This is a genomic window from Rhodococcus sp. B50 (assembly GCF_013602415.1).
Lineage (GTDB): Bacteria > Actinomycetota > Actinomycetes > Mycobacteriales > Mycobacteriaceae > Rhodococcus.
In genome coordinates this window covers 4,449,472-4,471,743 of record NZ_WPAG02000002.1, presented here as the reverse complement: position 1 = coordinate 4,471,743, position 22,272 = coordinate 4,449,472, and the positions used below count along the sequence as shown (strand labels likewise).

The following is a 22,272-nucleotide window of genomic DNA, read 5'->3' as shown; positions in this document are numbered from 1 at the left end:
GTCGAGGGGACAGGACCTATGGAGAATCCCCCACACGACCGCGTTCAAACGCGGGGAGCGACCTTCCGGAGCCACGGAGGGCCGAGGACATGCACCCGGTTCAGTACGAGTAGTCCTCACCGCTCGCGCGCACGGTGACGTCGGACAGACCGATACCCCACGGTCGGTCGATGACGCGGACCACGGCGTTCGCGAGGTCCTCGGGCTGATGAGCTCGCCGAATTCGTACCGGTGATTTCCCGTCGGCTCGAACGTCGTCACCTTGATCCTGCCCTCGAACTCGATACGCAGTGAGTCCGGCGGGACGGTGACGGCCGCCTCGGCGGCGCTGCAGACCCTGGGGGAAAACCCATCCTCAGACGAACGAATGTTCGCCTTCCGTCACCGTTCGGTTCGGCGCTTTTCGTCGATTTCGGAAGGATATCGACATCGTGCAGCCTATTTCCCAGTAGCAAAAGAAGAGTCGTCGACGACGCGGCGACTCGGAGCGAACGAGCACGAAGTTGACGCGGTGCTGTGGGTCACATATCGTCTCGGACGCCGACCGAACGATCGCTTGGCAATAATCTTCGACAGGAAGGGCCTCATGGCTACCCATTCGGGTTCCCGAGCGAAGGACGCGCCTCTCGACGAGTCCGTGCACGCTGCGCGTCTCCAGTCACGCCGACCCGCCCGCAAGGCCGCTTTCGCTGCCGCGGTGTCGACCTCCCTCGAGTGGTACGACTTCTTCATCTACGCCACTGCCGCGGCATTGGTGTTCAACACCACGTTCTTCGCCACCGACAGTGAAGTGGTCGCAGCACTCAACTCGTTCGCGACGGTCGCTGTCGGATTCATCGCTCGTCCGATCGGTGGAATCGTCTCGGGCCACTTCGGTGACAAATACGGTCGCAAGCCCGTTCTGGTAGCCGCCATTCTGATCATGGGTGTCGCGACGACACTGATCGGATTCGTGCCGAACACCTCGATCGCTTGGCTCGCACCAGCGATGCTCGTACTCCTGCGTATCTGCCAGGGCCTGGCGGTCGGAGCCCAGTGGGGTGGCGCAGTTCTACTGGCCACCGAATACGCTCCCGCAAACCGACGCGGCTTCTACGGCAGCTTCGCCCAGCTCGGCATCCCGATCGGCGTGGTCGTGGGAAATGCCGTCTTCCTCGTGATGGCCTGGGCGGTCTCTCCCGAAGCATTCACCTCGTGGGGATGGCGGGTGCCGTTCTGGATCAGCCTCTTCATGCTCGTCGTCGCATTCGTGATCCATCGCTACCTCGAGGAAACCCCCGAGTTCCAGCAAGTAGAAGCCAAACTCGCGCAAGCGCCGGCGCAGCGCCGCTCCCCCATCCTCGAGGTCCTACGCCACAACAGCGGCACGGTCCTCATGGCCGGAGGCACCTATCTCGTCGGTATCGTCATGTTCTACATCACCATCACCGGCTCGGTGCAGGTGGCGACCACCGACCTCGGCATCGCGCGCTCCGATGTCCTGACGATCATCCTGATCGCCGCCGGCGTGCTCGTGCCGATGGTTCCCCTGACCGCGTACCTGTCGGATCTGTACGGCCGCAAGCTCATCTACGGAATCGGCATCGTCGGTATGGGACTGTGGGCGGTACCGATGTGGCTTCTCATCGGGTCCTCCACGCCGGAGAACATCTGGCCGCTGGCCGTCGCCTTGATCGTCTCGTGCGTGGTCATGTCATTCCAGACCGGTCCGCAGGCCGCGTTGTTCTCCGAACTCTTCCCGCCCGAAATCCGCTATTCCGGAGCGTCACTCGGTTACCAGGCCGCAGCGATCCTCGGTGGCATGGCACCCATGGCGATGGTTGCACTGATCAACGGCGACGTGGCGAACTTCTGGCGGGTCGGCATGATGAACGTAGCGCTCGCAGTGTTCGCCCTCATCTGTCTGGTGGCCCTCGCTCGCCGACGCCGCTGACCCTCCCGACCCCTTGGAGTAGTCATGTATCCCGGTGCATATCTGGACACCACACCGAACAAGCCGGCCGCGATCATGGCCGGAACAGGCGACACGGTCTCCTTCGCCGAACTCGATTCCAATTCGATTCGCGTCGCCCGCCACCTGCAGACGCTGGGACTGCGGCGCGGAGACCATCTGGCGGTATTGTCCACCAACAACCTGCGCGTGTTCGATATCTATTGGGCTGCCATGCGGTCAGGTTTGTACATCACCATGGTGAATTGGCATCTCACCCCTGCCGAAGCGGCATACATCGTCACCGACTGTGGCGCGAGGGCCGTCGTCGTCGACGCGGCATTGGCGGAGATCGCCGACGCCTTGGTGCCGTTGATCCCGACCACGACGCACCGACTCTCCTTCGGAGGCGCAGTTGCCGGATTCTCCGACCTGGACGTAGCGGCGGCCGGCGAATCCGATGCACCTCTCGACGACCAACCGCGCGGGACCGACATGCTGTACTCGTCCGGCACCACCGGTCGACCGAAGGGCATCAAACCTGCACTGCCCGAGCGACAGGTCCACGAACCCGGTGACACGATGACGGCGATGAACGCCGAGGTGTGGAACGTCGACTCCGACACCGTCTATCTGTCGCCCGCTCCGCTGTACCACGCCGCACCGCTGCGCACGTGCGCGGCGGTTCAGGCCCTCGGCGGCACGGTTGTCGTGATGGATCGCTTCGACGCCGAGAAGGCACTCGAGTACATCGAGCGGTATCAGGTCACCTACAGCCAGTGGGTGCCCACCATGTTCGTACGCATGCTCAAGCTTCCCGAGCAGGTGCGAGGCCGCTACGACGTGTCGAGTCTGCGGGTTGCGGTGCACGCTGCAGCGCCCTGCCCGGTCGAGGTCAAACGGCAGATGATCGCATGGTGGGGCCCGATACTCTCGGAGTACTACTCCTCCACGGAACTCAACGGATTGACGATCGTCGATACCGAACAATGGCTGCGCAAGCCCGGAACGGTGGGACGGCCTGTTCTCGGTGCCGTTCACATCTGCGGGGAGAACGGGACGGAACTGCCGACCGGAGAGATCGGCACCATCTATTTCGAGCGCGAGACGCTGCCGTTCGAGTACCACAACGCCCCGGAGAAGACGCGCGACGCCCAGCACCCGGATCACCCCACCTGGACGACTACGGGAGATGTCGGTTATCTCGACGAGGACGGTTACCTGTTCCTGACCGACCGAGGCTCGTTTCTCATCATCTCGGGTGGAGTCAACATCTATCCACAAGAAATCGAGAATGTTCTCGTCGAACACCCGAAGGTGCTCGACGCGGGAGTGATCGGAGTGCCGGACGCCGAGATGGGCGAGGTCGTCACCGCGGTGGTGCAACCCGGCACCGGCGTCGTCGGCGACGAGACCCTCGCCGACGAACTCAGCGCCTACCTGCAGCAACGTATCGCCAAGTACAAGATTCCCCGTCGGATCGTCTTCACCGACGATCTGCCGCGGACCCCAACCGGCAAGTTGGTGAAACGAACCCTGCAGGAGCACTTCGCTTCAGCGTCGGCATGAGTAGTCGCCCCCGCCCCTCCGGACAGGCAACTCCGGAAGACGGACTCCGTCCGGTGGTCTCCGCGGGGGCGACTACGCTGACACCGGTTTCAGCAGGAAGGGCGGATCCAGCATGTGCGCAGCAAAGTCGGATTCGGTGAGTGCGGGTAACGGTCGGCAGGCGATCCTCGACTCCGCGCTGCGCCACATGAACGAGCGGGGGTACCACGGAACGTCCATGCGCGACATCGCCCGAGGGGCGGACATCACCGTGGCTTCGATCTATCACCACTTCGCGTCCAAGCAGGAGATCCTGCAGGACATCATGGTCCGTGCATTGCACGACGCGATTTCCATGACCCGCGGTGCGTTGCTGCGGGCGGGCGGCACCCCCGAAGCCCAACTGCAGACCCTGGTACGCGCCTGGGTCATGTTCCACACCACCCGCCAGCTCGACGCTCTGGTGGGGGCAACCGAGATGCGAAGTCTCGACGAGGCGGGGCGCCGGCTCATCGTCGCCTTACGGGACGAACAGGAAGGGCTGTTCCGTGACGTGATCGACCGAGGCGTCGAAGAGGGCGCTTTTGCCGTGCGGTACCCGAGAGACGCGGTTCGCGCGATCGTGAACATGGGCCAGTCGGTGTGCACGTGGTGGCGGGCCGACGGACCGCTGACACCCGACGAGTTGGCGCATCGATACGCAGATCTCGCGTTGGCGATGGTGCAGAGGGAGCCCGTGCACCCCCTCCCCTAGTTCGTTCGTCGAATGTCTACTTTTGCGGACTACCCCGCGTGTGGCCCGAGTCATAGCTTTGCCTTCTATCACTCACGCCACCGACAAAGGGAGTGCCGCATGAGCCGGTTGAAGTTCGGAACCTTCCTCGCCCCGATCCACGAGCCAGGACAGAATCCCACGTTGCTCCTGCAGCGTGATCTGGAACTGGTGCAGTATCTCGAGCAGCTAGGGTACGACGAGGCGTGGTTCGGCGAGCACCACTCGGCCGGCGCCGAGATCTACGCGTCGCCCGAGATCATGATTGCCGCCGCAGGGGAACGCACGAGCCGGATCAAGCTCGGCACGGGCGTCACGTCGGTCTCGTATCACAACCCGTTGTGGGCGGCCGAACGAATGGTCATGCTCGATCACCTCACCCGAGGCCGAGTGTTGTTCGGACTGGGCCCCGGTTCTCTGCCCACAGATGCAGCGATGCTCGGTCTGTCGCAGATCGACACCCGCGAATTGCTTGCGGAGAACACCGACATCATCATGCGGTTGCTCCGAGGCGAGACCGTTTCCGCCAAGACGCGTACGCACGAACTGTTCGACGCCAAGATCCAGATGGCACCGTATTCGGACCCGCTCTTCGACGTCGTAGTGGCTGCGATCGCCTCTCCGACCGGTGCGCGTCTGGCCGGCAAGTACGGAATCGGTCTGCTCTCCATCGCGGCAACGTTGACCGCCGACGGTTTCAGTGCTCTGCAACATCATTGGGGCCTGCTCGAGGAATTCGCCGCCCAGGCCGGCCGCAGCGACGAAGTGGACCGGTCCACGTGGCGCCTGGTCGGCCCGTTCCATATCGCCGAGACCAAGGAACAGGCGTACAAGGACGTCGAGCACGGAATCGAGTACTGGTTCAACTATCTCCAGCACGTAGCCGCCTTCCCTCAGATGGACGTCCGGGGCACGAACAAGCACGAGATGATCGACTTCATCAACACCTCGGGCATCGGCGTCATCGGCACCGCAGAGGAAGCGCGCGGACAGGTGCAGCGTCTGATCGACCAGTCCGGAGGATTCGGTACCCTGCTCCTCCAGGGACACGACTGGGCCGACCCGCAGGCCACACGTCGCTCCTACGAATTGTTCGCGCAGGATGTCATGCCGTACTTCCAAGGCCAAGCGCAGCCGATGATCGACGCCGCCGAGCGCGCGCAGGCGGTTCGTGAGGGGCAAGCCGCCGAACACGTCAAGGCCGTCGAGCACATGACCAAGAAGTACGAAGCAGAGCTCGGCCGCGGATGACGACGGCGGACATCGACGCACAACGCGATCTGCCGGAATCGGAGAGCTTCGGCACCCTGTTCGAGCGCGTGACGGTGATGCACTCGACCGATCGGTGGGCTGCGACCGCGAACGACCTGTCCACGGTCCTGGGCCGTCCCAAGTTCTCCGATGCAACCGGTTGGGCCACATGGGATGTCCTCAGCATCTCCGACGAGTCCGAGGGGCCGGCGTGGTCTCTGCTCGCCCGCACCGCCGACCTCACGGCCACCGTCGAACGAGCCCGATCACTCGGGTGGGACGTCGGCGACGTTTCCCGCGGTGGTCACGAGGTTCGAGTGCCGCTGAGGTCCCCGAACGGATTGAGCGTCATCGCCTACACACCCGCGTCGGCTTCATGATCGCGGTGCTGCGCATGTGACTTTCGGTCGCGGCGCAGCACCGCGATTGCCAGTTCCGACCGATTGCGGTGGCCCGTCACGTCGAAGATCCGGCTGATGTACTTCTTGATCGACAGCTCCGACAGGGACAATCTCTCGGCGATCTCGGCGTTGCTCAACCCGTGACCGACCAACTCTGCGACGTCGAGCTGACGCCGAGTGAGGTTCCCCAACGGATCCACCGATTCCTCGGTTATCGCGATCGTCGCTGTCCGCGAGCGCAAGTGGCGTGCAAGCACACGCATCGCGATCAGATCGGACCTGTCCCATGAACGCACCTTGTCGAACATTCCGACCAGTGCTTGGCCATCGGCGAGCGGCAGGTGGATGGCGGAGGCGGTTCCGATATCGTTCGGGCGCAGATAGTCGACGACATAGGAGTGTTGCGGCGAAGGCAGTTTCGGCAATTCGTCCAGGGTCGCAAATCCACAGGAGGACAGCACTCGGCGAGACCGAGGCAACGCGAAGACGTCCTTGTCCTGCCATCGATCTCGGTAAGCGGTGAGCAGCGGTGCTGCCGCGCCGGTCAGTACGGGAGCCGGATCATCGAAGATCTCCGCGTATGTTCTCCCGTGGAAGAACGTGACATCCCGTACACCGAAGTGGGTGGATATCGCACACACCATGGCTTCCTTGAAAGCCTTTCCACCCCGGGCCTCTTCGCATTGCTCCAGCACCGCCAGAATCCCCAGTGCCTGCTTTCTCGAGAGTTCGTCGTGCCATGCCCGCGGTTCCATCATCGCCGCCTACCCGGTGACGCCGGGCTCGTCCTCGGTTTCGGTGGTGTGGTTCGCGCGGATCGTCAGCACTGTGAGCAGGCCGACCAAGGCCAGGGTGATGACGAAGAACGACGGGGCCAAGATGTTCCCGGTCCGTTCGACGAGCCAGACGGCGAAGAACGGTGCGGTGCCGCCGGCGATGATGACTCCGAGATTCCATCCCATGGCGACACCGGTGTACCGGGAGCGCTTGTCGAAGAGCTGAGGGAGCAGCGTGTAGGCACCCACCTGTGTGGCAACAGAATTCATCATGATCACGATGAACGCGACCGCCGCGATGAACAAGCTGTGCTGCATGATGCCCATCATCGGATAGGTGAGCACCACGAAACCGACGAATCCCAGAGTCATCAGCCGGTTCAGTCCGATGCGATCGCCGAGCAGACCCCCGAGCGGCATGCTCAGCGCTGCGATGCCGATGGCCAGCGTGGTCACCCAGTAGACGGGTGCCGTGTCGTATCCGAGTTGCTTGGAAAGGTGGATTGCCATGTAGGTCAAGCCGATGTATGCGGTTCCGTTGACCGCAGCGCTGATCGCAGTGGCCTGGAGAAGTGCTCGCGGTTGTTTCCGGAAAACCGATCCGACCGGACTGTGGGCTGCCTCGGCGCTTTCCGAGACGTCGTGGGTCTCCGAGACGCGGGTCCGGACCCACAGGCAGAACAATGTGAGAGGCAGGGCGAGAAGGAACGGGATGCGCCATCCCCACGATTCCATCTGCACGTCCGTGGTGAGGGCCGACACGATTCCTGCCACGGCCGCAGCGAGTGCGAAACCACCCGTGGAACCGAGTGGCGTGAACGATCCGTAAGTGGCTTTGAGATGGCGCGGTGTCGATTCCGAGATGAAGGTTGCGGACCCTCCCACCTCACCACCGGCCGAGAAACCTTGGATCACCCGGACGAGGACGAGAAGGACGGTTGCCCAGATCCCGATCTGCGCAGGGGTCGGAAGCAGACCCATTGCCGTGCTGCCGACACCCATGCAGACCAGCGTGGCCATCAACGCCTTCTTGCGGCCGAAGCGATCACCGATATGGCCGAACACGATTCCGCCCAACGGCCGAACCAGGTACGCCGTTCCGAACACCGCCAATGCCGACAGCAGCGACGTCACCGGATCGTCGCTCGGGAAGAACATGGGAGCGATGACGACTGCCATGTAGCCGTAGAGACTGAAATCGTAGTACTCGATCAGCGTGCCGACACCGCCGGCGAGGGCAGCTCTGCGCGACTTCCGTCGATCCTGATCCGTCGTGGTCCGCGAGGAGCGAGCTCCCACGTCTTGTGCGGTCATGTGTCGGACCCTCCAGATTGAAGTGTGATCCAGGTCATTGCCGGTGATCGTTGTCCGCCTAACGATCGATTGTCAACCTCAATCATCAACTTCGAACGTTTTACCTGTTCAAACCGGCGATATCTGCAGTAAAGTTGATATTGACAAACGATCGTTCGGTTGTAAGCATGCAGGGAGCGGAGAAATCGGGTCTCCGCTTCGCTACGCCGGCACGCCGGAGAACCACGCAGCGGGTGACGTACTCGTACACAGTCGAGGTGAAGAATGGTGAACCGAATGGATGCAGCCATATCCCCATGGACGAAGCACTACCCGGCGTCCGTGTCTCCCGACCTGACCGGATCGTTCCCGACGATGCTCGATGCATGGAACGAGCACGCGGCCGGACGCCCCCACGACCCCGCGGTGCACTACTTCGACGCCACGTTGTCGTTCGCGGATATCGACGGTGCAGCCGACGCGCTGGCTGCTGCTCTGCACGACAAAGGAGTGACAGCGGGCGACCGAGTCGCGATCTACCTGCAGAACGATCCGCAATGGCTGGTCGCGCTCCTGGCCGCGTGGAAGTTGCGCGCGGTCCCTGTCGCGGTCAATCCGATGCTGCGCGCCGGAGAACTCCTCCACATCCTCACGGACTCCGGCGCGGTGGCCTTGATCTGCCTGGACGAGCTCTACGAATCGGTGGTCGCCGACATCCGACCTCGCACGCCACTGCACACCGTAGTGACCACCCACCCCCTCGACATGACTCCGAACGCGACCATGCCGGCCGCGATCGAACCGCACGTGCCGCCGCGCAAGGTCTTCGCCGACACATCGGACTGGCGATCGTCGATGGCCGAGTATCGCGATCGCCGCCCGACGCCCACAGAGTGCAGCTCGAGTGATATCGCTTCGCTCACTTACACTTCCGGAACAACAGGGCGTTCCAAGGGTGCGATGAACCTGCACAGCGCGATGGTGCACAGTTCCACGGTGTACACGCGGTGGTGGGATCTGCGGCCCGAACGCGACGTCATCATCGGCCTCGCACCGGTATTCCACATCACCGGGCTCGTTGCCGGTTTCGGTGTGCACATCGTCAGCGGCGCCCCGCTCGTGCTACTGCACCGATTCGACGCCGAAGCAACACTGCGGGCCGTGGAACGCCGGCGAGGAACCTTCATGATCGGCGCGAGCACCGCATTCATTGCGTTGACCAACCATCCCTGCCTTCGCGAGGTCGACGTCTCCTCGCTGACCAAGACGCCTTCCGGGGGAGCGCCCGTCAGTCAGGCGCTCGTCGATCGGATCCGCGCCGCCTCGGGATGGACCCTGCGCGGTGCCTACGGTATGACCGAGACGACGTCTCCGACGCACCTCGGGCCGCCCGACATCGATCCTCCGACGGATCCGGAAAGCGGTGCCTTGTCCGTCGGAGTCCCCGTTCCCGGCGCGCAGATCCGCATCGTCGACCCGGTCGACGGGCGGGACGTCGACCCGGGTGAGGCCGGTGAGATCGTCGTTGCCGGACCGATGGTGGTCCCGGGCTACTGGCAACTACCGGAAGAATCCGCCCACGCCATCCGCGACGGATGGTTGCATACCGGCGACCTCGGCAAGATGACCGAGGACGGATGGCTGTTCGTGGTGGACCGGATCAAAGACCTGATCAATGCAGGTGGATACAAGGTCGTACCGCGTGATGTCGAAGACGTTCTCTACCAGCATCCCGCCGTGCGAGAAGCCTCCGTGGTGGGAGTTCCGGACGAGTATCGCGGCGAGACCGTCCGAGCGTTCGTTTCCCTCGTCCCCGGTGCGACAGCCCGGGAAGAGGAATTGATCGCGTTCTGCCGGGACCGGATGGCCGCCTACAAGTATCCGCGTTCCGTGGTCGTTCTCGACGAACTGCCCAAGAACGCCAGTGGCAAACTACTGCGCCGGGAGCTGCGCAATGGGTGAGTCGAAGTCCGGTCCCCCCGACCGCGGCAGAGAGCCTGCGCGCCTGCAAACAGAAGTCGCAACCGGCCGCGAGAATATTCTCAATTCAGCGGTCGAGAACTTCCAACGTCTCGGTTACCACGGCACCTCCGTGCGGGACATCGCTCGGGACGCGGGCATCACCCCGGCCTCGATCTACCACCACTTCGCCTCCAAGCAGATCATTCTCCAGGAGATCATGGAGAAGGTCCTCGGCGACGTCATCTCGTTGACGCGAGCAGCTGTACTACGCGCCGGCGAAACCCCGGTGTCGCAACTCGAGGCACTCGTGCGGACCTGGGTCCTGTTCCACACGAGCCGGCGCGCGGAAGCACTGATCGGCGCGTCGGAGATCCGCAGTCTCGACGACGTGGGACATCGGCTGGTGATCACCCTGCGCGACCACCAGGAGCAACTGTTCCACGAGGTCATCGACCGCGGGGTCGCCGATGGTTCGTTCACCACTCCGTACCCGCGCGAGGCTGCGCGAGCCATCATCAACATGGGGTACTCCATCGCGAGCTGGTACCGCCCCGGTGGTGAACTCTCCCCCGACGAACTGGCCGATCGTTATGCCGCGCTTGCGCTCGGAACCGCCGGCGCCGACCTCGCCGACACCACGCCTGCGAGCCACCCCCTCAGCCGACCGACTCCGTATCCGACTCCCACTGCCGAAAGGCCGAACACATGAGTGTGCCCACGAAGCCGAACACGACGCAGAACATTCCTCCGCCGGTCGTCACCGCATCCACTCTCGACGGCGCACGAGTGCGTCCCTGGCTTTCCGAGAGCGAAACCGGAACCATCGGAGAGCAACTCACGACACGATTGATCGCAGGTGGACGCTCCAACCCGACCTACGAACTCACCGACGGCAGCCACCGATGGATTCTCCGCAGACCTCCGCTCGGACACGTGCTGGCCACGGCGCACGACATGGGCCGTGAATACCGGGCCCTCACCGCCTTACGCGACAGCGCCGTCCCGGTCCCCCGAACGGTCGGGCTGTGTGAGGACATCGCGGTCATCGGCGCCCCCTTCTACGTCATGGACAAGCTCGAAGGAATCACGCTCCGCACGGCGGAGGACACCGCACGACTCACTCCGAGCCAACGGTCCGCACTGGCGCACTCGATGATCGACACGCTCGTCGCCCTGCACGAGATCGACCCCTCCGAGGTCGGGCTCGACGACTGGGGACGCCCCGACGGCTATCTCGAACGACAACTCGGCCGGTGGCAACGACAGTGGAACTCGTCCATGACCGCGCCCCGCAAGGAGGTCGACGAGTTGCACTCCCGGCTCCTGGCATCGATGCCGGAGAGCCGGCATCCCGGAATCGTGCACGGCGACTTCAAGATCGACAATCTCATGGTCGATGCCTCCGACCCGGCCCATATTCTGGGTGTCCTGGACTGGGAGATGTCGACGCTCGGAGACACGCTCACCGATCTCGGCATCCTGTGTTCGTTCTGGGATCATGAAGGTGAGTTCCACAACCCCATCACCGCGGGTGCGACAGCACTACCGGGCTTTCCCACACGTGACGACCTCGTGCACGCCTACGCGAAGGCCCGAGGAATCGACGTATCCGGGATCGATTGGTACCTGGTGTTCGCGGACTTCAAGATCGCAGTAATCCTCGAAGGTATTCATGCCCGTCACCTACAGGGACATACCGAAGGCGACGGCTTCGACGACATCGGCGACATGGTCGGCCCGCTGCTCGAGCGCGCTCTGGAGCGAGCATCGCTCTCGTCGCTTCCGGGCCTGGCCGGCTGATCCACTCTGCCGCACAATTCATCTCGTCCCATCGGGCACTCATCACAAGGATTGGCATGACTTCTCACCTCAGCGCCCTCAGGTCCGCGCCTCTCGACTCCGACTCGCTCGACCTTCGCCCCTCCGCCAAGGCTCTCGAGCTTCGCGACAAGCTCGTCGACTTCATGCACGGCCATGTCTTCCCCGCCGAGCACTCGTACGAGGAGTACCGCCGGCAGGCCGGACCCGACGATCACACCTTGCCGCCCGTGGTCGAGGAACTCAAGAAGGAGGCCCGCGCCCGCGGTCTGTGGAATCTCTTTCTCCCCGCGGAATCCGGCATCGGCCAGCTCGACTACGCTTCCCTCGCCGAAGTCACCGGATGGAGTCTGCACCTGGCACCCGAAGCGACCAACGGTCAGGCACCCGACACAGGAAACATGGAACTACTTCATCTGTTCGGTACCGATACGCAGAAGAAGCAGTGGCTCGAACCACTTCTCGACGGAGAGATCCGATCGGCGTTCTCCATGACCGAGGTGAACGTCGCGAGTTCCGACGCCACCAACATCGAAACCCGCATCGAACGCGACGGCGACCACTACGTCATCAACGGACGCAAGTGGTGGACCAGCGGGGCCGCAGACCCGCGATGCAAAGTCCTGATCGTCATGGGTAAGACCGATCCCACGGCACCGGCACATCGCCAGCAATCCATGGTTCTCGTCCCTATCGACACACCCGGTGTCACCGTCGTGCGCGATGTTCCCGTCTTCGGACGTTACGACCAGCACGGCCACTGCGAAGTCGTCTACGACGACGTCCGCGTCCCGGTCGAGAACATCCTCGGAGAAGAGGGCGCCGGCTTCGCGGTCGCGCAGGCTCGGCTGGGCCCGGGACGCATCCATCACTGCATGCGCGCGCTCGGCGCCTCGGAACGCGCTCTCGCCCTGATGACGGCCCGTGCCCAGTCGCGTGTCGCGTTCGGAAAGCCGCTCGCCGACCAAGGGGTCGTGCAGCAGCAGATCGCCGAATCACGCATTGCCCTCGACCAAGCGCGTCTGCTGTGCCAGCTCGCCGCCAAGACGATCGACGAGCACGGCAACAAGGCTGCAGCACCCTACGTGTCCGCAGCGAAGGTGGCGGTCCCCCGGGTCGCTCTCGAGGTCATCGATCGTGCCATCCAGGTACACGGTGGTGCAGGGGTCAGCGACGATGTCCCACTTGCCGCGATGTACGGCTGGCACCGGGCGATGCGGATCTTCGACGGACCCGACGAAGTGCATGTCCGCACGATCGCCAAGACCGAGCTCCGCAAGTACCCGAGGTAGGTCTCACAGAGAAAGATTGCCGACGAAGGGACTTACTGTGCCGACCCTGACTACCACCGTCGAAGAACTCGCCGCATTCGGACAACATGACTTCGGTTGTACCGATTGGATGAGGATCGAGCAGCAGCGCGTCGACACCTTCGCCGACGCCACGGACGATCACCAGTGGATCCACGTCGATCCGCAACTGGCGTCCTCCGGCCCGTTAGGATCCACCATCGCTCACGGATACCTCACGCTCTCGCTGGTGCCCCGCTTGCTCGACCAGCTTCTGACGATCTCCGATCAGGTACGCGGCACCAACTACGGCATGGACCGCGTACGGTTCACGAGCCCTGTGCCCGTCGGCTCGGAAATCCGTCTGGCAGCGCATCTGACGGAGGCACGCGTCCGTGGCGACGGCGGAGTCCGGTACAGGATCGCCGTCCGTGTCGAACTTCGTGGTCAGGAAAGACCTGCCATGGTCGGGGAGTCGATCTATCTCGCGTACGCAGCGTGAGACCACCGACGTGAGACCCCGACATGAGACCCCCACATGAGACCCCCGACGTGAGACCCCGGACAAGAACAGATGAGTCCCTGACCAGCACCCTGGAGTGAGCTATGCGAGCGTTCGAACTCGGCGATTACACCGGCCCTGGCGGCCTGACCCTCACGAAGGTCGAAACTCCGCGTCCCGGTGACGGCGAAGTCCTGCTGGATGTGAAGGCCGTGGGTGTGAACTTTCCCGACCTGCTGATGACGAAGGGCCTGTATCAGCACAGGCCCGAGCTTCCGGTGGTCCCGGGTTGTGAGATCGCAGGCACGGTTGTCGATGCACCGGCCGGCTCGGGATGGCAGGCCGGCGACCGTGCTGCCGCATTCGTCTGGCAGGGCGGGTTCGCCGAACACGCTGTGGTGCCGGTGAACTCGCTCGTGCCGATTCCGGAGTCGGTGAGCTTCGAAACCGCCGCGGCCATGGTCGTCAACTACCACACCGTGCATTTCGCACTGTCTCGACGAGGCCGTCTCACACCCGGTGAGACCGTTCTCGTCATGGGAGCCGCCGGTGGAATCGGCACAGCCGCCATCCAGGTCGCAAAAGGCCTCGGGGCGAGAGTGGTCGCCGGGGTGTCCGCTGCGCATCGCGCCCACATCGCCGAATCCGCGGGAGCCGACGAAACCGTCGTCCTGGAAGCGGGATTCGCATCGACGATCCGGGAGATGACCGGCGGGCGCGGCGTCGACGTGGTGCTCGATCCCGTCGGTGATTGGTTGTTCGACGAAGCCGTTCGGAGTCTCGCTCCCGAAGGACGCCTGCTCGTCGTGGGCTTCGCCGCAGGAAAGATCCCCGCTATCAAGGTCAATCGGCTCCTGCTGCGAAACATCGGTGTCGTCGGTGCCGCTTTCGGAGCCTTCCTCGAGGTCGATCCCCGGCTGATGAAAGAACAGGCGGAGTCCTTGGATCGAATGATCGCCGCCGGTGTGGTGAATCCGTATGTCGGGGCTCGATTCGAATTCGAGGATCTACCTCGTGCACTGGAATGCCTCGACCGCGGGGAGATCGAAGGCAAGGCGGTCGTACTCACGGGATAGCCGCTCCTCGCTGCCGGGAAGTCGACAGACGGGCGGAAGCCTCTCACAAGACGGTGTGCGTTCCGAACTGCCGCCCGTGGTAGGTCAACGGCTCAGCGCTACTGTCGGTTTCGACTTCCGTTACGGCGCCGACGAGAATCTCGTGATCACCACCGGGGAGTATCGAATCGAGCCGGCAGGACAACCAGATCGCCGACCCATCGAGTCGAGGGATCGCATTGTGCCGTTGCCACGGCATCTCCGCGAACTTGTCGTCACCCTTGGTCGCGAATCGCATCGCGATGTGTTGTTGATGTGCGCCGAGGACGTTCACTCCGAATCGTCCGGCGCGTTTGATCGTCGACAAGCTCTCGGACGTTGTCGCCATCGCCACCGCGATCAACAAGGGGTCGACCGAAAGCGACATCACCGCGCTCACCGTCGTGCCGTGGGGACGCTCGTCGTCCATCGCTGTGACGACTGTGACCGGTGCGCACATGTGCGCCATCGCTTCTCTGAAATCGGCGGGCAGGTCGGTCGTGGTGCCGGCCGAGATCGGTATGGTCATGAGTGATCGTTCTCCTGGGACGAGGGATACGGTGTGCAGCGCCGTTCAGGCAACATCGCGGTGGGTGTCGGTGATGGAAGCCCACAGATCCGAATGACGAATCACCGGCAGGTCCCAGTGCCCGACCTCGCTCGTATCCGCGTCACGGCGCGGATCTCTTCGCGAAACCAGCGAAGTGAACGCGACCGGCCACCCCTGTGGGTCACCCGCACGCCGGGCGCACAGATGCCCGGCCTGTGCGATCAGCCGCGCTCTGTCGGGTCGATCCGCATCCGTAGCAAGGACCGGAACCACATGCCCGGGTCGGGTGAACGAGGCCGGGGTGGCCCGACGATCCGCCAACGTTCGAAGGGTGACTGCACGGTCGTGCGCGGAGATCCCGGTTGTAACGCCCTCGGCCGCATCGACCGCCACGCACATCCGGCCCCCGAAAGTGGTGCCTGCTTCCCAGGTCATCGGCGGAAGGCACAGGCGATGAGCATATGGCTCGGTCACGGTGACGCAGATGAATCCGCTGCCGTCACGGATCATTTCGGCCACCGAGTGTACCGACGCCGTCCCGGCCAGGATCATCATCCCGATTCCGGTGCCGTCGACGTCGTCGAGGGCGATCACGGGCCGACCGGCCTGCAGCGCTTCGAGTGCTACGTCGATGGCCACAACGCGAGTGCGGGTGCGAGTGATGCTCATCGCCATTGCCTGTCAGCCGGCCAGTCCGGTCGCGGACCAGAACGTTTCGAACGAGGAGGGCACGAGATCGTTGCCACGGACGACCTTGCCGTCGATGAAACGGTGGCCCATCACCATGGTGATATCCAGTTCGTGCTTACCGAGCTTGCGGTACGCGCGAATCTTGGCGACCACGAGTTCGTCGTCGATCACGTCGCAACCGATCACCTCGTTCGCCGAGGCGTCGAGCTTGGCCAGTACACCGAGGCCCTCCAAGAACTCCGCCTTGGTGTAGACGCGTTGTGTGCCGTCGAAGGTGAATCCCGCCCACGTCATCGAGTCGTCGTAGAGGTTCAACAGCGGTCCGGGATCGCCCTGGTCCGCAGCGGCGAAGGCCTTGGTGAGCGCGTCGGCGTTCTGCTGGGTCATCGAAACTACCTTTCGATCGGGATCGTGGTGCCGGTGTGTTCGCTATCACTTTCTCTCCGTGCTCGGCGGCAGGGAACCGTCCGACTACGTGGTTTCGTACCGGCATGGGACGCGGGTGGACTCCTGCAGCGTTTTGCCTGCTGAATGCCGGTGATGCGTCATCGAGCCGGGTATATGTGGAGTACCGGCAGTGCGCCGTCGACACATCCTGACCCCCTTGGTTGCACACCGTGGTTCAAGACGGCGATAGTGATGTACGTCTCAGAGCGGAGGTAACGGTGTGAACGTCGACGAATGGTCGGAGATCCGCCGGTGTCACGCCGAGGGCGAGTCCATCAAGGGCGTCGCCCAGCGACTCGGCATCTCGAGGAACACCGTGCGCAGAGCGCTGTCGATGTCGGAGCCCCCGAGCGACCACCGTCGCCTCAAAGGATCGGCAGCAGATGACGCCGATGTGCATATCCGTAATGCACTCCACCAGTCCCCGGACATCTCGATCGCCGAAGTGGCCAGGCGGATCGAGTGGAAGCACTCGCGCACACTTCTTGCGCGCAAGGTCAATCACCTCAGATCCGAGATGAAGGACTCCGCAAGTGGATGGACCGGAACGGGGTTGCCTCAACAACCCACCAGCTTCGTCGGCCGCCATGCCGAATTGCGGGAATTGCGCCGGCTGCTCGGCGATCATCGACTGGTCTCGATTGTCGGCCCCGGAGGGATCGGGAAGACCCGGCTGTCGGTACAAGCAGCGGCAGAATTCCGCAGAGCCTTTCCCGACGGGGTCCGCTTCGTCGAGTACGCCTCTCTCCGAAGCGAAAACCTGTTGAGTCAGACGATCTGCGATCGACTCGGGCTGGAGACGCGCGACGACCCCGGCAGCTCCGCCGACGATGTTCTGATCGAGCACCTGCGGAACCGCAGAATCCTGCTGGTACTCGACAATTGCGAGCATCTCGTCGAAGGAACCGCCACCCTCGTCAGCCGGCTCGTCCAGGAGACCGCAAATCTACGAATCCTCGTCACGTCTCGCGAGTATCTCGCGGTTCCCGGCGAGTACATTTTCCATCTGGCACCACTACCCACCGACGGGGATATCACTTCGGGCGCGATCGAACTGTTCGCCCGCCGGGCCGACTCCGCGCTGTCCGGGTTCGAACTCGACGATTCGAATATCCCCGCGGTCCGGAGGATCTGCGAACGCCTGGACGGTCTGCCTCTGGCAATAGAACTGGCCTGCACCCGTCTGAATGTGCTCTCGGTCGAAGAACTCGCCGATCTGCTCGACAGACGCCTGTCGATGCTCACGGTGTCCGCACGCGGACGCAGCCCGCGGCACCGTAGTCTCCAAGCCACCATCGATTGGAGCTACGAACTGTGTTCGGATACCGAGCGCGCACTCTGGTGCCGCGCATCGGTGCTGGCAGACAGCTTCGACCTCGGAACGGCCCTGGCCGTGTGTTCCGGCGACTCGTTGTCCGACGACGAGATCCTGGATTCGATCGCCTCACTGGTAGCGAAGTCGGTGATCGTGCGCGTGACATCCGACGGTGGTGTTCGATTCCGCCTGCTCGAATCGATGCGCGAATACGGCTGGGGAAAACTGACTTCCAGCGAACGACACGACGCCAACGCGCGCCTGCTCGAGTACTGCGCACAACTGATCGAAGAGTCGACGGCCCGCTGGTACGGCCCCGAACAGCCGGCAAAGGCAACCGCAGTCTCGGTCAACCGCGGCAATATCAGAGCCGCTCTGCACTCTGCGATGAGCGATACGACCGATCATGCACTCGGGCATCGTGCCGCCGAGACACTGGGATCGTCGCGTTTCCTCTGGGCGTGCGGGGTATCGGTGCGTGAGCATCGTATGTGGTTGACGCAGGCACTCGATCTCCCCGGGATATCCAAGGAAGCGAAAGGTCGCATTCTCACTGTTCTCGCCTTGGTGCAGACACTTCAGGGCGACCGGGACGCTGCGGACTTCACCTTACGTCGAGCACGCGAGATCACCGGAAACCAGCACGATCCGGTGACCGGAGCATTCGCTGTTCATATCGCCGGCCTGCGCGACTTCTTCGCCGGGCGAGCAGATTCGGCTCTGACGAGTCTCGACGAGGCCGAGCGGAGTTATCAGCAGCACGGCTGCAGTCCGGACTTCGTTTCGATGCTGCAGATACATCGCGGCATGCTGTTGTGTTCGACGTCGGATACCGGCGCCGCAGCGGACCAGTTCCGCAAGGTCTTCGCCAGGACCGAAAGCGTCGGCGAGTCCTGGTTCCACTCCTATGCAACATACGGGCTCGGACACGTCGCGCTGCTCGAAGGCGACTGTGACACCGCCGAAGGACTGGCGCGGCAGGCTCTGCAGATCCAGCGAAAGTTCGGTGACACCATAGGAAAAACAGTTATGGCGGACCTTCTGGGCTGGGCGTTTGCGGAGCAGGGGGATGGAGACCGGGCCGCAGTCGTGCTCGGCGCGGCCTCCTCCATGTGGGGCTCGATCGGCCGGCAACTCTACGGTGCCGAGCACTGGGGCACGCTGCGAGAGAAGGCCGTCAACCACTCGCGCACGCACATCGGCCCTTCGCACTTCGACGCGGCGTGGGCACGGGGACAAGCGATGTCGACGCGCGAGCTGCTCGACTTCATCTTCGACGAAGGCGAAGGGTCCGCATCCTCGCAGACCGTCTCGGACAGCACCCGTGTCGACGCGCCGGCCGGTGTCGATCCGGGCAGCCGGGAGTGCCTGTCTCCCCGCGAGCGTGAAGTGGCCGAACTGGTCGCCCAGGGCCTCACGAACAAGCAGATTGCCGAGAAACTGGTGCTGTCCCCCCGAACGGTGGAGGGTCATGTCGAGCATCTACTGCGCAAACTGGGCCTGTCCCGGCGCGCGGAAGTGGCCCGAGCGCTCGGCTGACGAGCCGATAGACCTGTGGCGGCCGCTCTATCGAGATGTCGCGCTGTCCGGGCCGCGAACCGGCCCGGACAGTGCAACGAGCGTGGACCGGTGATCAGCTCTGCCGGTAACCGGGCAGGATCGCCGAAGCTGCATCACTCAGCGTCATCCGATCGATGAGGGCATGCTGCGTGGCTACGGCCGCGTCACGCACACACCGTCCCAGTGCACTGGGGTTGCGAACTGTCGCGCTGCCGGCCCAGCGGTGGGCGAACATGACCACATCACCGGCGACCTCCTGGACCCAGGTCGCCGCCTGACGCAGACGCGCATGCTGTTCGTCGGTGAGCGGCAGGCCCGCAGCAGCCGTCTGCTCCGCGTCACCGAACACTTCGTAGACATAGGAACGAGCTGCCCTGTACAACGCTTCGTGCCGCGCGAATTCGATTTTGAACACGTCGGAATCGCCCACGAAACCGTCGTATCCCGGACGGACCTTGGCAGCGACGAGATGCGAGATCTCCTGTAACGCACGCTCGGCCAGCCCGAGAGCGACCGGAGCGTGCCCGCCGACACCGATCCCCAGAAGTCCGAGTTTGTAGACGGCCTCGGGCCGGACGGGCACGGTGGAGAAGGTGCTCATCGTGAACCGCTCGGGCACGAACCGATCCGTGACCTGATAGTCGTACGAGCCGGTACCGACCATACCCATGACGTCCCAGTTACCCAGGAATTCCACCTGGTCCCGAGGAACCCACGCGATGCGGGCCTCGGGCTGACCGTCGGCGTCGACGACGGGGTTGCCCTGGTCGTCGTGGACGACGAATCCGGCACCGATAAAGGAAGCGTGGGCGGATCCGCTGGCGAACTGGAAGCGTCCGCTGACCCGATACCCGCCTTCGACCCTGACGCCCTTCCCTGTCGGGACGATCATGCCCGCGGTGACGGCCTTGTCGGGTCCGGCGAACATCTCCCGCGCGCCCTCGGCATTCGTGTACCCGACCGCGACACCGGTGCTGCACGAGTTGGCCATGAACGCCCAGCCCGTGGAACCGTCGGCGCGGGTGATCTCCTGGACCACCTTGAATGCGCTGACGATATCGAGGCCGGCCCCGCCGTATTCCTCGGGTACGAGAATCCAGAAGAGACCGGAGTCCGCAAGCGCTTCGTAGACCGGCCGGGTAATGGTGGCCTGCGCTTCGATGGCAGTAGCCTCGGCCTCGATGACCTTCGCAACCTGCCGTGCCCGAGCAAGATACTCGGCGCCGCGCGCTTCCTGTGTGTCTACCGATGCCTCCGCGATCGCAGTCATCTCGGACTCCCTTCCATGCAGCCCGGCGGGCTACTACATATGACGGGAATCACAATGGCCGGTGCTCGCCGTCGACACACCGTGACAACCACGTGGTCCACTACCCGATCCACTTCCGCAGTCGTCGACCACTGACATTCCGGGGTCGGGATGTGTCATCGCGCCCGGACTACCACTGCCACACACCGTGGAAGAGCCCGTCCCGGAGTCGTGCGTCCACTCTGGGAGGGGTCTCAGGAGAAGGTCGCCTTGATCTCGTTCTTCAGCACCTTCCCCACCTTCGAGCGGGGCAGGTCGGACCGGACCACGACCTGCTTGGGTGCCTTGACCGAGCCGATGCGAGCCTTGACAAAGGCCGTAAGTTCGTCGGGGTCGACCTCGGCTCCCGGTTGTGGCTGCACGACCGCGACCACCCGTTCGCCCCACTTCTCGTCGGGCAGACCGATCACCGCACAGTCCTGAACCTCCGGGTGGGCCAGAATCGCCTGTTCCACCTCGATCGAGTACACGTTGAAGCCGCCGGTGATGATCATGTCCTTGGCCCGATCGACGATGAACAGCAGACCCGAATCGTCCAGGTACCCGATGTCGCCGGTGTGGTGCCAACCGAACCGGCTCACCTCCTCGGTGGCCTCGGGGTTCTTGTAGTAGCCGGCCATCACGAGGGACGAGCGCACCACGATCTCGCCGCGCTCCCCGTGCGGCAGTAGCTCACCGCCCTGACCCATGACCGCGACGGTCACGAGCGGCGTCGGCCGGCCGGCCGACATCAGGACCTCCTCGGCGATCGAGCCGTCGGGCCGGCGGTGCTCGTCGGGGGGAAGCACTGAAATCATCATCGGTGCCTCGGTCTGCCCGAAGAGCTGGGCCATCGGCCCGATCCGTTCGAGCGCTTCGGCGAGCCGCGTGGGACTCATCGGGGCGGCGCCGTACCAGAAGCAGTGCAGGCTCGACAGATCCGTCGAGTCCAAGGCGGGATGCGCGAGGACCATGTAGATCAGGGTCGGAGGCAGGAAGGTGTGAGTGACGCGATGCGCCGGCACCAGTTCGAGGAACCGCCCCACATCGGGGCTGCGCATGATGACGATCTCGCCGCCGGCGGCCAGCACCGGAAAACACAGCACGCCCGCGGCGTGGGTGAGGGGCGCGAGCGCGAGATAGACCGGTCGCTCGCCGCGACCGGGGAACGGATAGCTCATGAGCGTGAGCGCGGTCATCGTCTCGAGATTCGTACCGGTGAGCATCACACCCTTGGGTCTGCCCGTGGTGCCGCCCGTGCCGACGATCATCGCGAGATCCTCGGGAGCGTGCCGGTCGACCGGATCCGCGGAACCTCGAGCTGTGGAGATGAACTCTTCCCACCCCAGAGACCCGTCGGCGGGTTCTCCGTCGAGCTGCACCCAGGTGTGGATCGCGGGAAGGTCGGTGCGGAACCGTTCGACGAGTTCGCGATAGCCCGAGGCGTACAGCAGTACCTCGCAGTCGAACCGGTCGAGCAGTTCACGGTTCTCGGCCGCCTCGTTACGGGGGTTGATGGGGCACCACACGGTCCCGGCCCGGCTGATGCCGAAGACGCACGCGAACGCGCGTGGATCGTTGCCGGACAGCACCGCGATCTTCCCGCCCGGACGCACTCCGCGCGCGTCCAGTGCGCGGGCGACATCGTCGGCCACCGACTGCGCGGTGGCGTACGACCAGCTGTCACCGTCCGTGGTGAAGCACGGCCGGTCCGGTCCGAGCGACGCCCCCTTGTCGAGATAGTCGACGATCCGCATCGAACCCTCCCGGTGATCCGGCTCGGATC

General features: G+C 63.9%; 19 protein-coding genes and 1 pseudogene. 12 read left to right on the top strand and 8 right to left on the bottom strand.

Features of this window, described 5'->3' with window-relative positions; all coding sequences use genetic code 11:
• Positions 1 to 100 precede the first annotated feature (100 nt).
• Positions 101 to 336 (bottom strand): annotated as a pseudogene (locus GON09_RS28415) (SDR family oxidoreductase); the annotation flags it as partial.
• A 250-nt stretch (positions 337 to 586) separates the two neighbouring features.
• Between GON09_RS28415 and GON09_RS21075 the strand changes: the two are divergent.
• From GON09_RS21075 to GON09_RS21055, 5 genes are all read left to right on the top strand, one after another.
• A complete protein-coding gene (locus GON09_RS21075) occupies positions 587 to 1,933 on the top strand; it encodes an MFS transporter (RefSeq protein ID WP_213933556.1) in 1,347 nt (448 codons plus the stop codon).
• Positions 1,934 to 1,957: 24 nt separating this feature from the next.
• Positions 1,958 to 3,499: an acyl-CoA synthetase gene (locus GON09_RS21070; RefSeq protein ID WP_213933555.1), complete on the top strand. Its 1,542-nt coding sequence runs from the start codon at positions 1,958 to 1,960 to the stop codon at positions 3,497 to 3,499.
• A 112-nt stretch (positions 3,500 to 3,611) separates the two neighbouring features.
• Positions 3,612 to 4,232 carry a TetR/AcrR family transcriptional regulator gene (locus GON09_RS21065; protein ID WP_213933554.1) on the top strand — a complete coding sequence of 207 codons (621 nt, stop codon included), beginning with the start codon at positions 3,612 to 3,614 and terminating at the stop codon, positions 4,230 to 4,232.
• A 99-nt stretch (positions 4,233 to 4,331) separates the two neighbouring features.
• Entirely contained in the window at positions 4,332 to 5,501 is a 1,170-nt protein-coding gene (locus tag GON09_RS21060; RefSeq protein ID WP_213933553.1) for an LLM class flavin-dependent oxidoreductase, read from the top strand.
• Positions 5,498 to 5,881: a hypothetical protein gene (locus GON09_RS21055; protein WP_213933551.1), complete on the top strand. Its 384-nt coding sequence runs from the start codon at positions 5,498 to 5,500 to the stop codon at positions 5,879 to 5,881. The genes GON09_RS21060 and GON09_RS21055 overlap by 4 nt, the downstream gene beginning before the upstream one ends.
• Here the strand turns inward: GON09_RS21055 and GON09_RS21050 are convergent.
• Together GON09_RS21050 and GON09_RS21045 are read right to left on the bottom strand one after the other, a co-directional pair.
• On the bottom strand, positions 5,857 to 6,660 hold the full coding sequence (locus GON09_RS21050; RefSeq protein ID WP_213933549.1) for a response regulator transcription factor: 804 nt from the start codon (positions 6,658 to 6,660) through the stop codon (positions 5,857 to 5,859). The two genes, GON09_RS21055 and GON09_RS21050, sit on opposite strands and share 25 nt — an antisense overlap.
• A 6-nt stretch (positions 6,661 to 6,666) precedes the next feature.
• Positions 6,667 to 7,992: an MFS transporter gene (locus GON09_RS21045; protein ID WP_213933547.1), complete on the bottom strand. Its 1,326-nt coding sequence runs from the start codon at positions 7,990 to 7,992 to the stop codon at positions 6,667 to 6,669.
• A 321-nt stretch (positions 7,993 to 8,313) separates the two neighbouring features.
• Between GON09_RS21045 and GON09_RS21040 the strand changes: the two genes are divergently transcribed.
• The 6 genes from GON09_RS21040 to GON09_RS21015 all read left to right on the top strand — a co-directional run bounded on the left by GON09_RS21040 (position 8,314) and on the right by GON09_RS21015 (position 14,618).
• A complete protein-coding gene (locus GON09_RS21040) occupies positions 8,314 to 9,933 on the top strand; it encodes a class I adenylate-forming enzyme family protein (RefSeq protein WP_307854434.1) in 1,620 nt (539 codons plus the stop codon).
• Positions 9,926 to 10,642 (top strand): TetR/AcrR family transcriptional regulator, encoded by a 717-nt coding sequence (locus tag GON09_RS21035; RefSeq protein WP_213933545.1) that lies wholly within the window; start codon positions 9,926 to 9,928, stop codon positions 10,640 to 10,642. Before GON09_RS21040 ends, GON09_RS21035 begins: the two co-directional genes overlap by 8 nt.
• Positions 10,639 to 11,733 carry a phosphotransferase family protein gene (locus GON09_RS21030; RefSeq protein ID WP_213933544.1) on the top strand — a complete coding sequence of 365 codons (1,095 nt, stop codon included), beginning with the start codon at positions 10,639 to 10,641 and terminating at the stop codon, positions 11,731 to 11,733. Before GON09_RS21035 ends, GON09_RS21030 begins: the two co-directional genes overlap by 4 nt.
• 56 nt (positions 11,734 to 11,789) lie before the next feature.
• A complete protein-coding gene (locus tag GON09_RS21025; protein WP_213933543.1) occupies positions 11,790 to 13,043 on the top strand; it encodes an acyl-CoA dehydrogenase family protein in 1,254 nt (417 codons plus the stop codon).
• Positions 13,044 to 13,080: 37 nt separating this feature from the next.
• On the top strand, positions 13,081 to 13,542 hold the full coding sequence (locus GON09_RS21020) for a MaoC family dehydratase (protein ID WP_307854433.1): 462 nt from the start codon (positions 13,081 to 13,083) through the stop codon (positions 13,540 to 13,542).
• Between the two features lie 104 nt (positions 13,543 to 13,646).
• Positions 13,647 to 14,618, top strand: coding sequence for an NADPH:quinone oxidoreductase family protein (locus GON09_RS21015; protein WP_213933541.1), 972 nt, complete (start codon positions 13,647 to 13,649; stop codon positions 14,616 to 14,618).
• Between the two features lie 43 nt (positions 14,619 to 14,661).
• On the opposite strand, the gene GON09_RS21010 is transcribed toward GON09_RS21015, so the two are convergent.
• From GON09_RS21010 to GON09_RS21000, 3 genes are read right to left on the bottom strand one after another with little or no spacing between them, the layout of a single operon-like run.
• Positions 14,662 to 15,165: a flavin reductase family protein gene (locus GON09_RS21010; protein WP_244865585.1), complete on the bottom strand. Its 504-nt coding sequence runs from the start codon at positions 15,163 to 15,165 to the stop codon at positions 14,662 to 14,664.
• Positions 15,166 to 15,210: 45 nt separating this feature from the next.
• The gene (locus tag GON09_RS21005) at positions 15,211 to 15,855 is read right to left on the bottom strand and encodes a 3,4-dihydroxy-2-butanone-4-phosphate synthase (protein WP_213933539.1); all 645 of its coding nucleotides are present in this window, start codon (positions 15,853 to 15,855) and stop codon (positions 15,211 to 15,213) included.
• A gap of 12 nt (positions 15,856 to 15,867) precedes the next feature.
• Positions 15,868 to 16,263, bottom strand: a complete 396-nt coding sequence (locus GON09_RS21000; RefSeq protein WP_213933537.1) for a nuclear transport factor 2 family protein — start codon at positions 16,261 to 16,263, stop codon at positions 15,868 to 15,870.
• Positions 16,264 to 16,543: 280 nt separating this feature from the next.
• Between GON09_RS21000 and GON09_RS20995 the strand changes: the two genes are divergently transcribed.
• Positions 16,544 to 19,177: a LuxR C-terminal-related transcriptional regulator gene (locus GON09_RS20995; protein ID WP_213933536.1), complete on the top strand. Its 2,634-nt coding sequence runs from the start codon at positions 16,544 to 16,546 to the stop codon at positions 19,175 to 19,177.
• A 94-nt stretch (positions 19,178 to 19,271) separates the two neighbouring features.
• Here the strand turns inward: GON09_RS20995 and GON09_RS20990 are convergent, their stop codons facing one another.
• Together GON09_RS20990 and GON09_RS20985 are read right to left on the bottom strand one after the other, a co-directional pair.
• Positions 19,272 to 20,468 carry an acyl-CoA dehydrogenase family protein gene (locus tag GON09_RS20990; protein WP_213933535.1) on the bottom strand — a complete coding sequence of 399 codons (1,197 nt, stop codon included), beginning with the start codon at positions 20,466 to 20,468 and terminating at the stop codon, positions 19,272 to 19,274.
• Between the two features lie 233 nt (positions 20,469 to 20,701).
• Positions 20,702 to 22,243 carry an AMP-binding protein gene (locus GON09_RS20985; RefSeq protein WP_213933534.1) on the bottom strand — a complete coding sequence of 514 codons (1,542 nt, stop codon included), beginning with the start codon at positions 22,241 to 22,243 and terminating at the stop codon, positions 20,702 to 20,704.
• Positions 22,244 to 22,272: the final 29 nt, after the last annotated feature.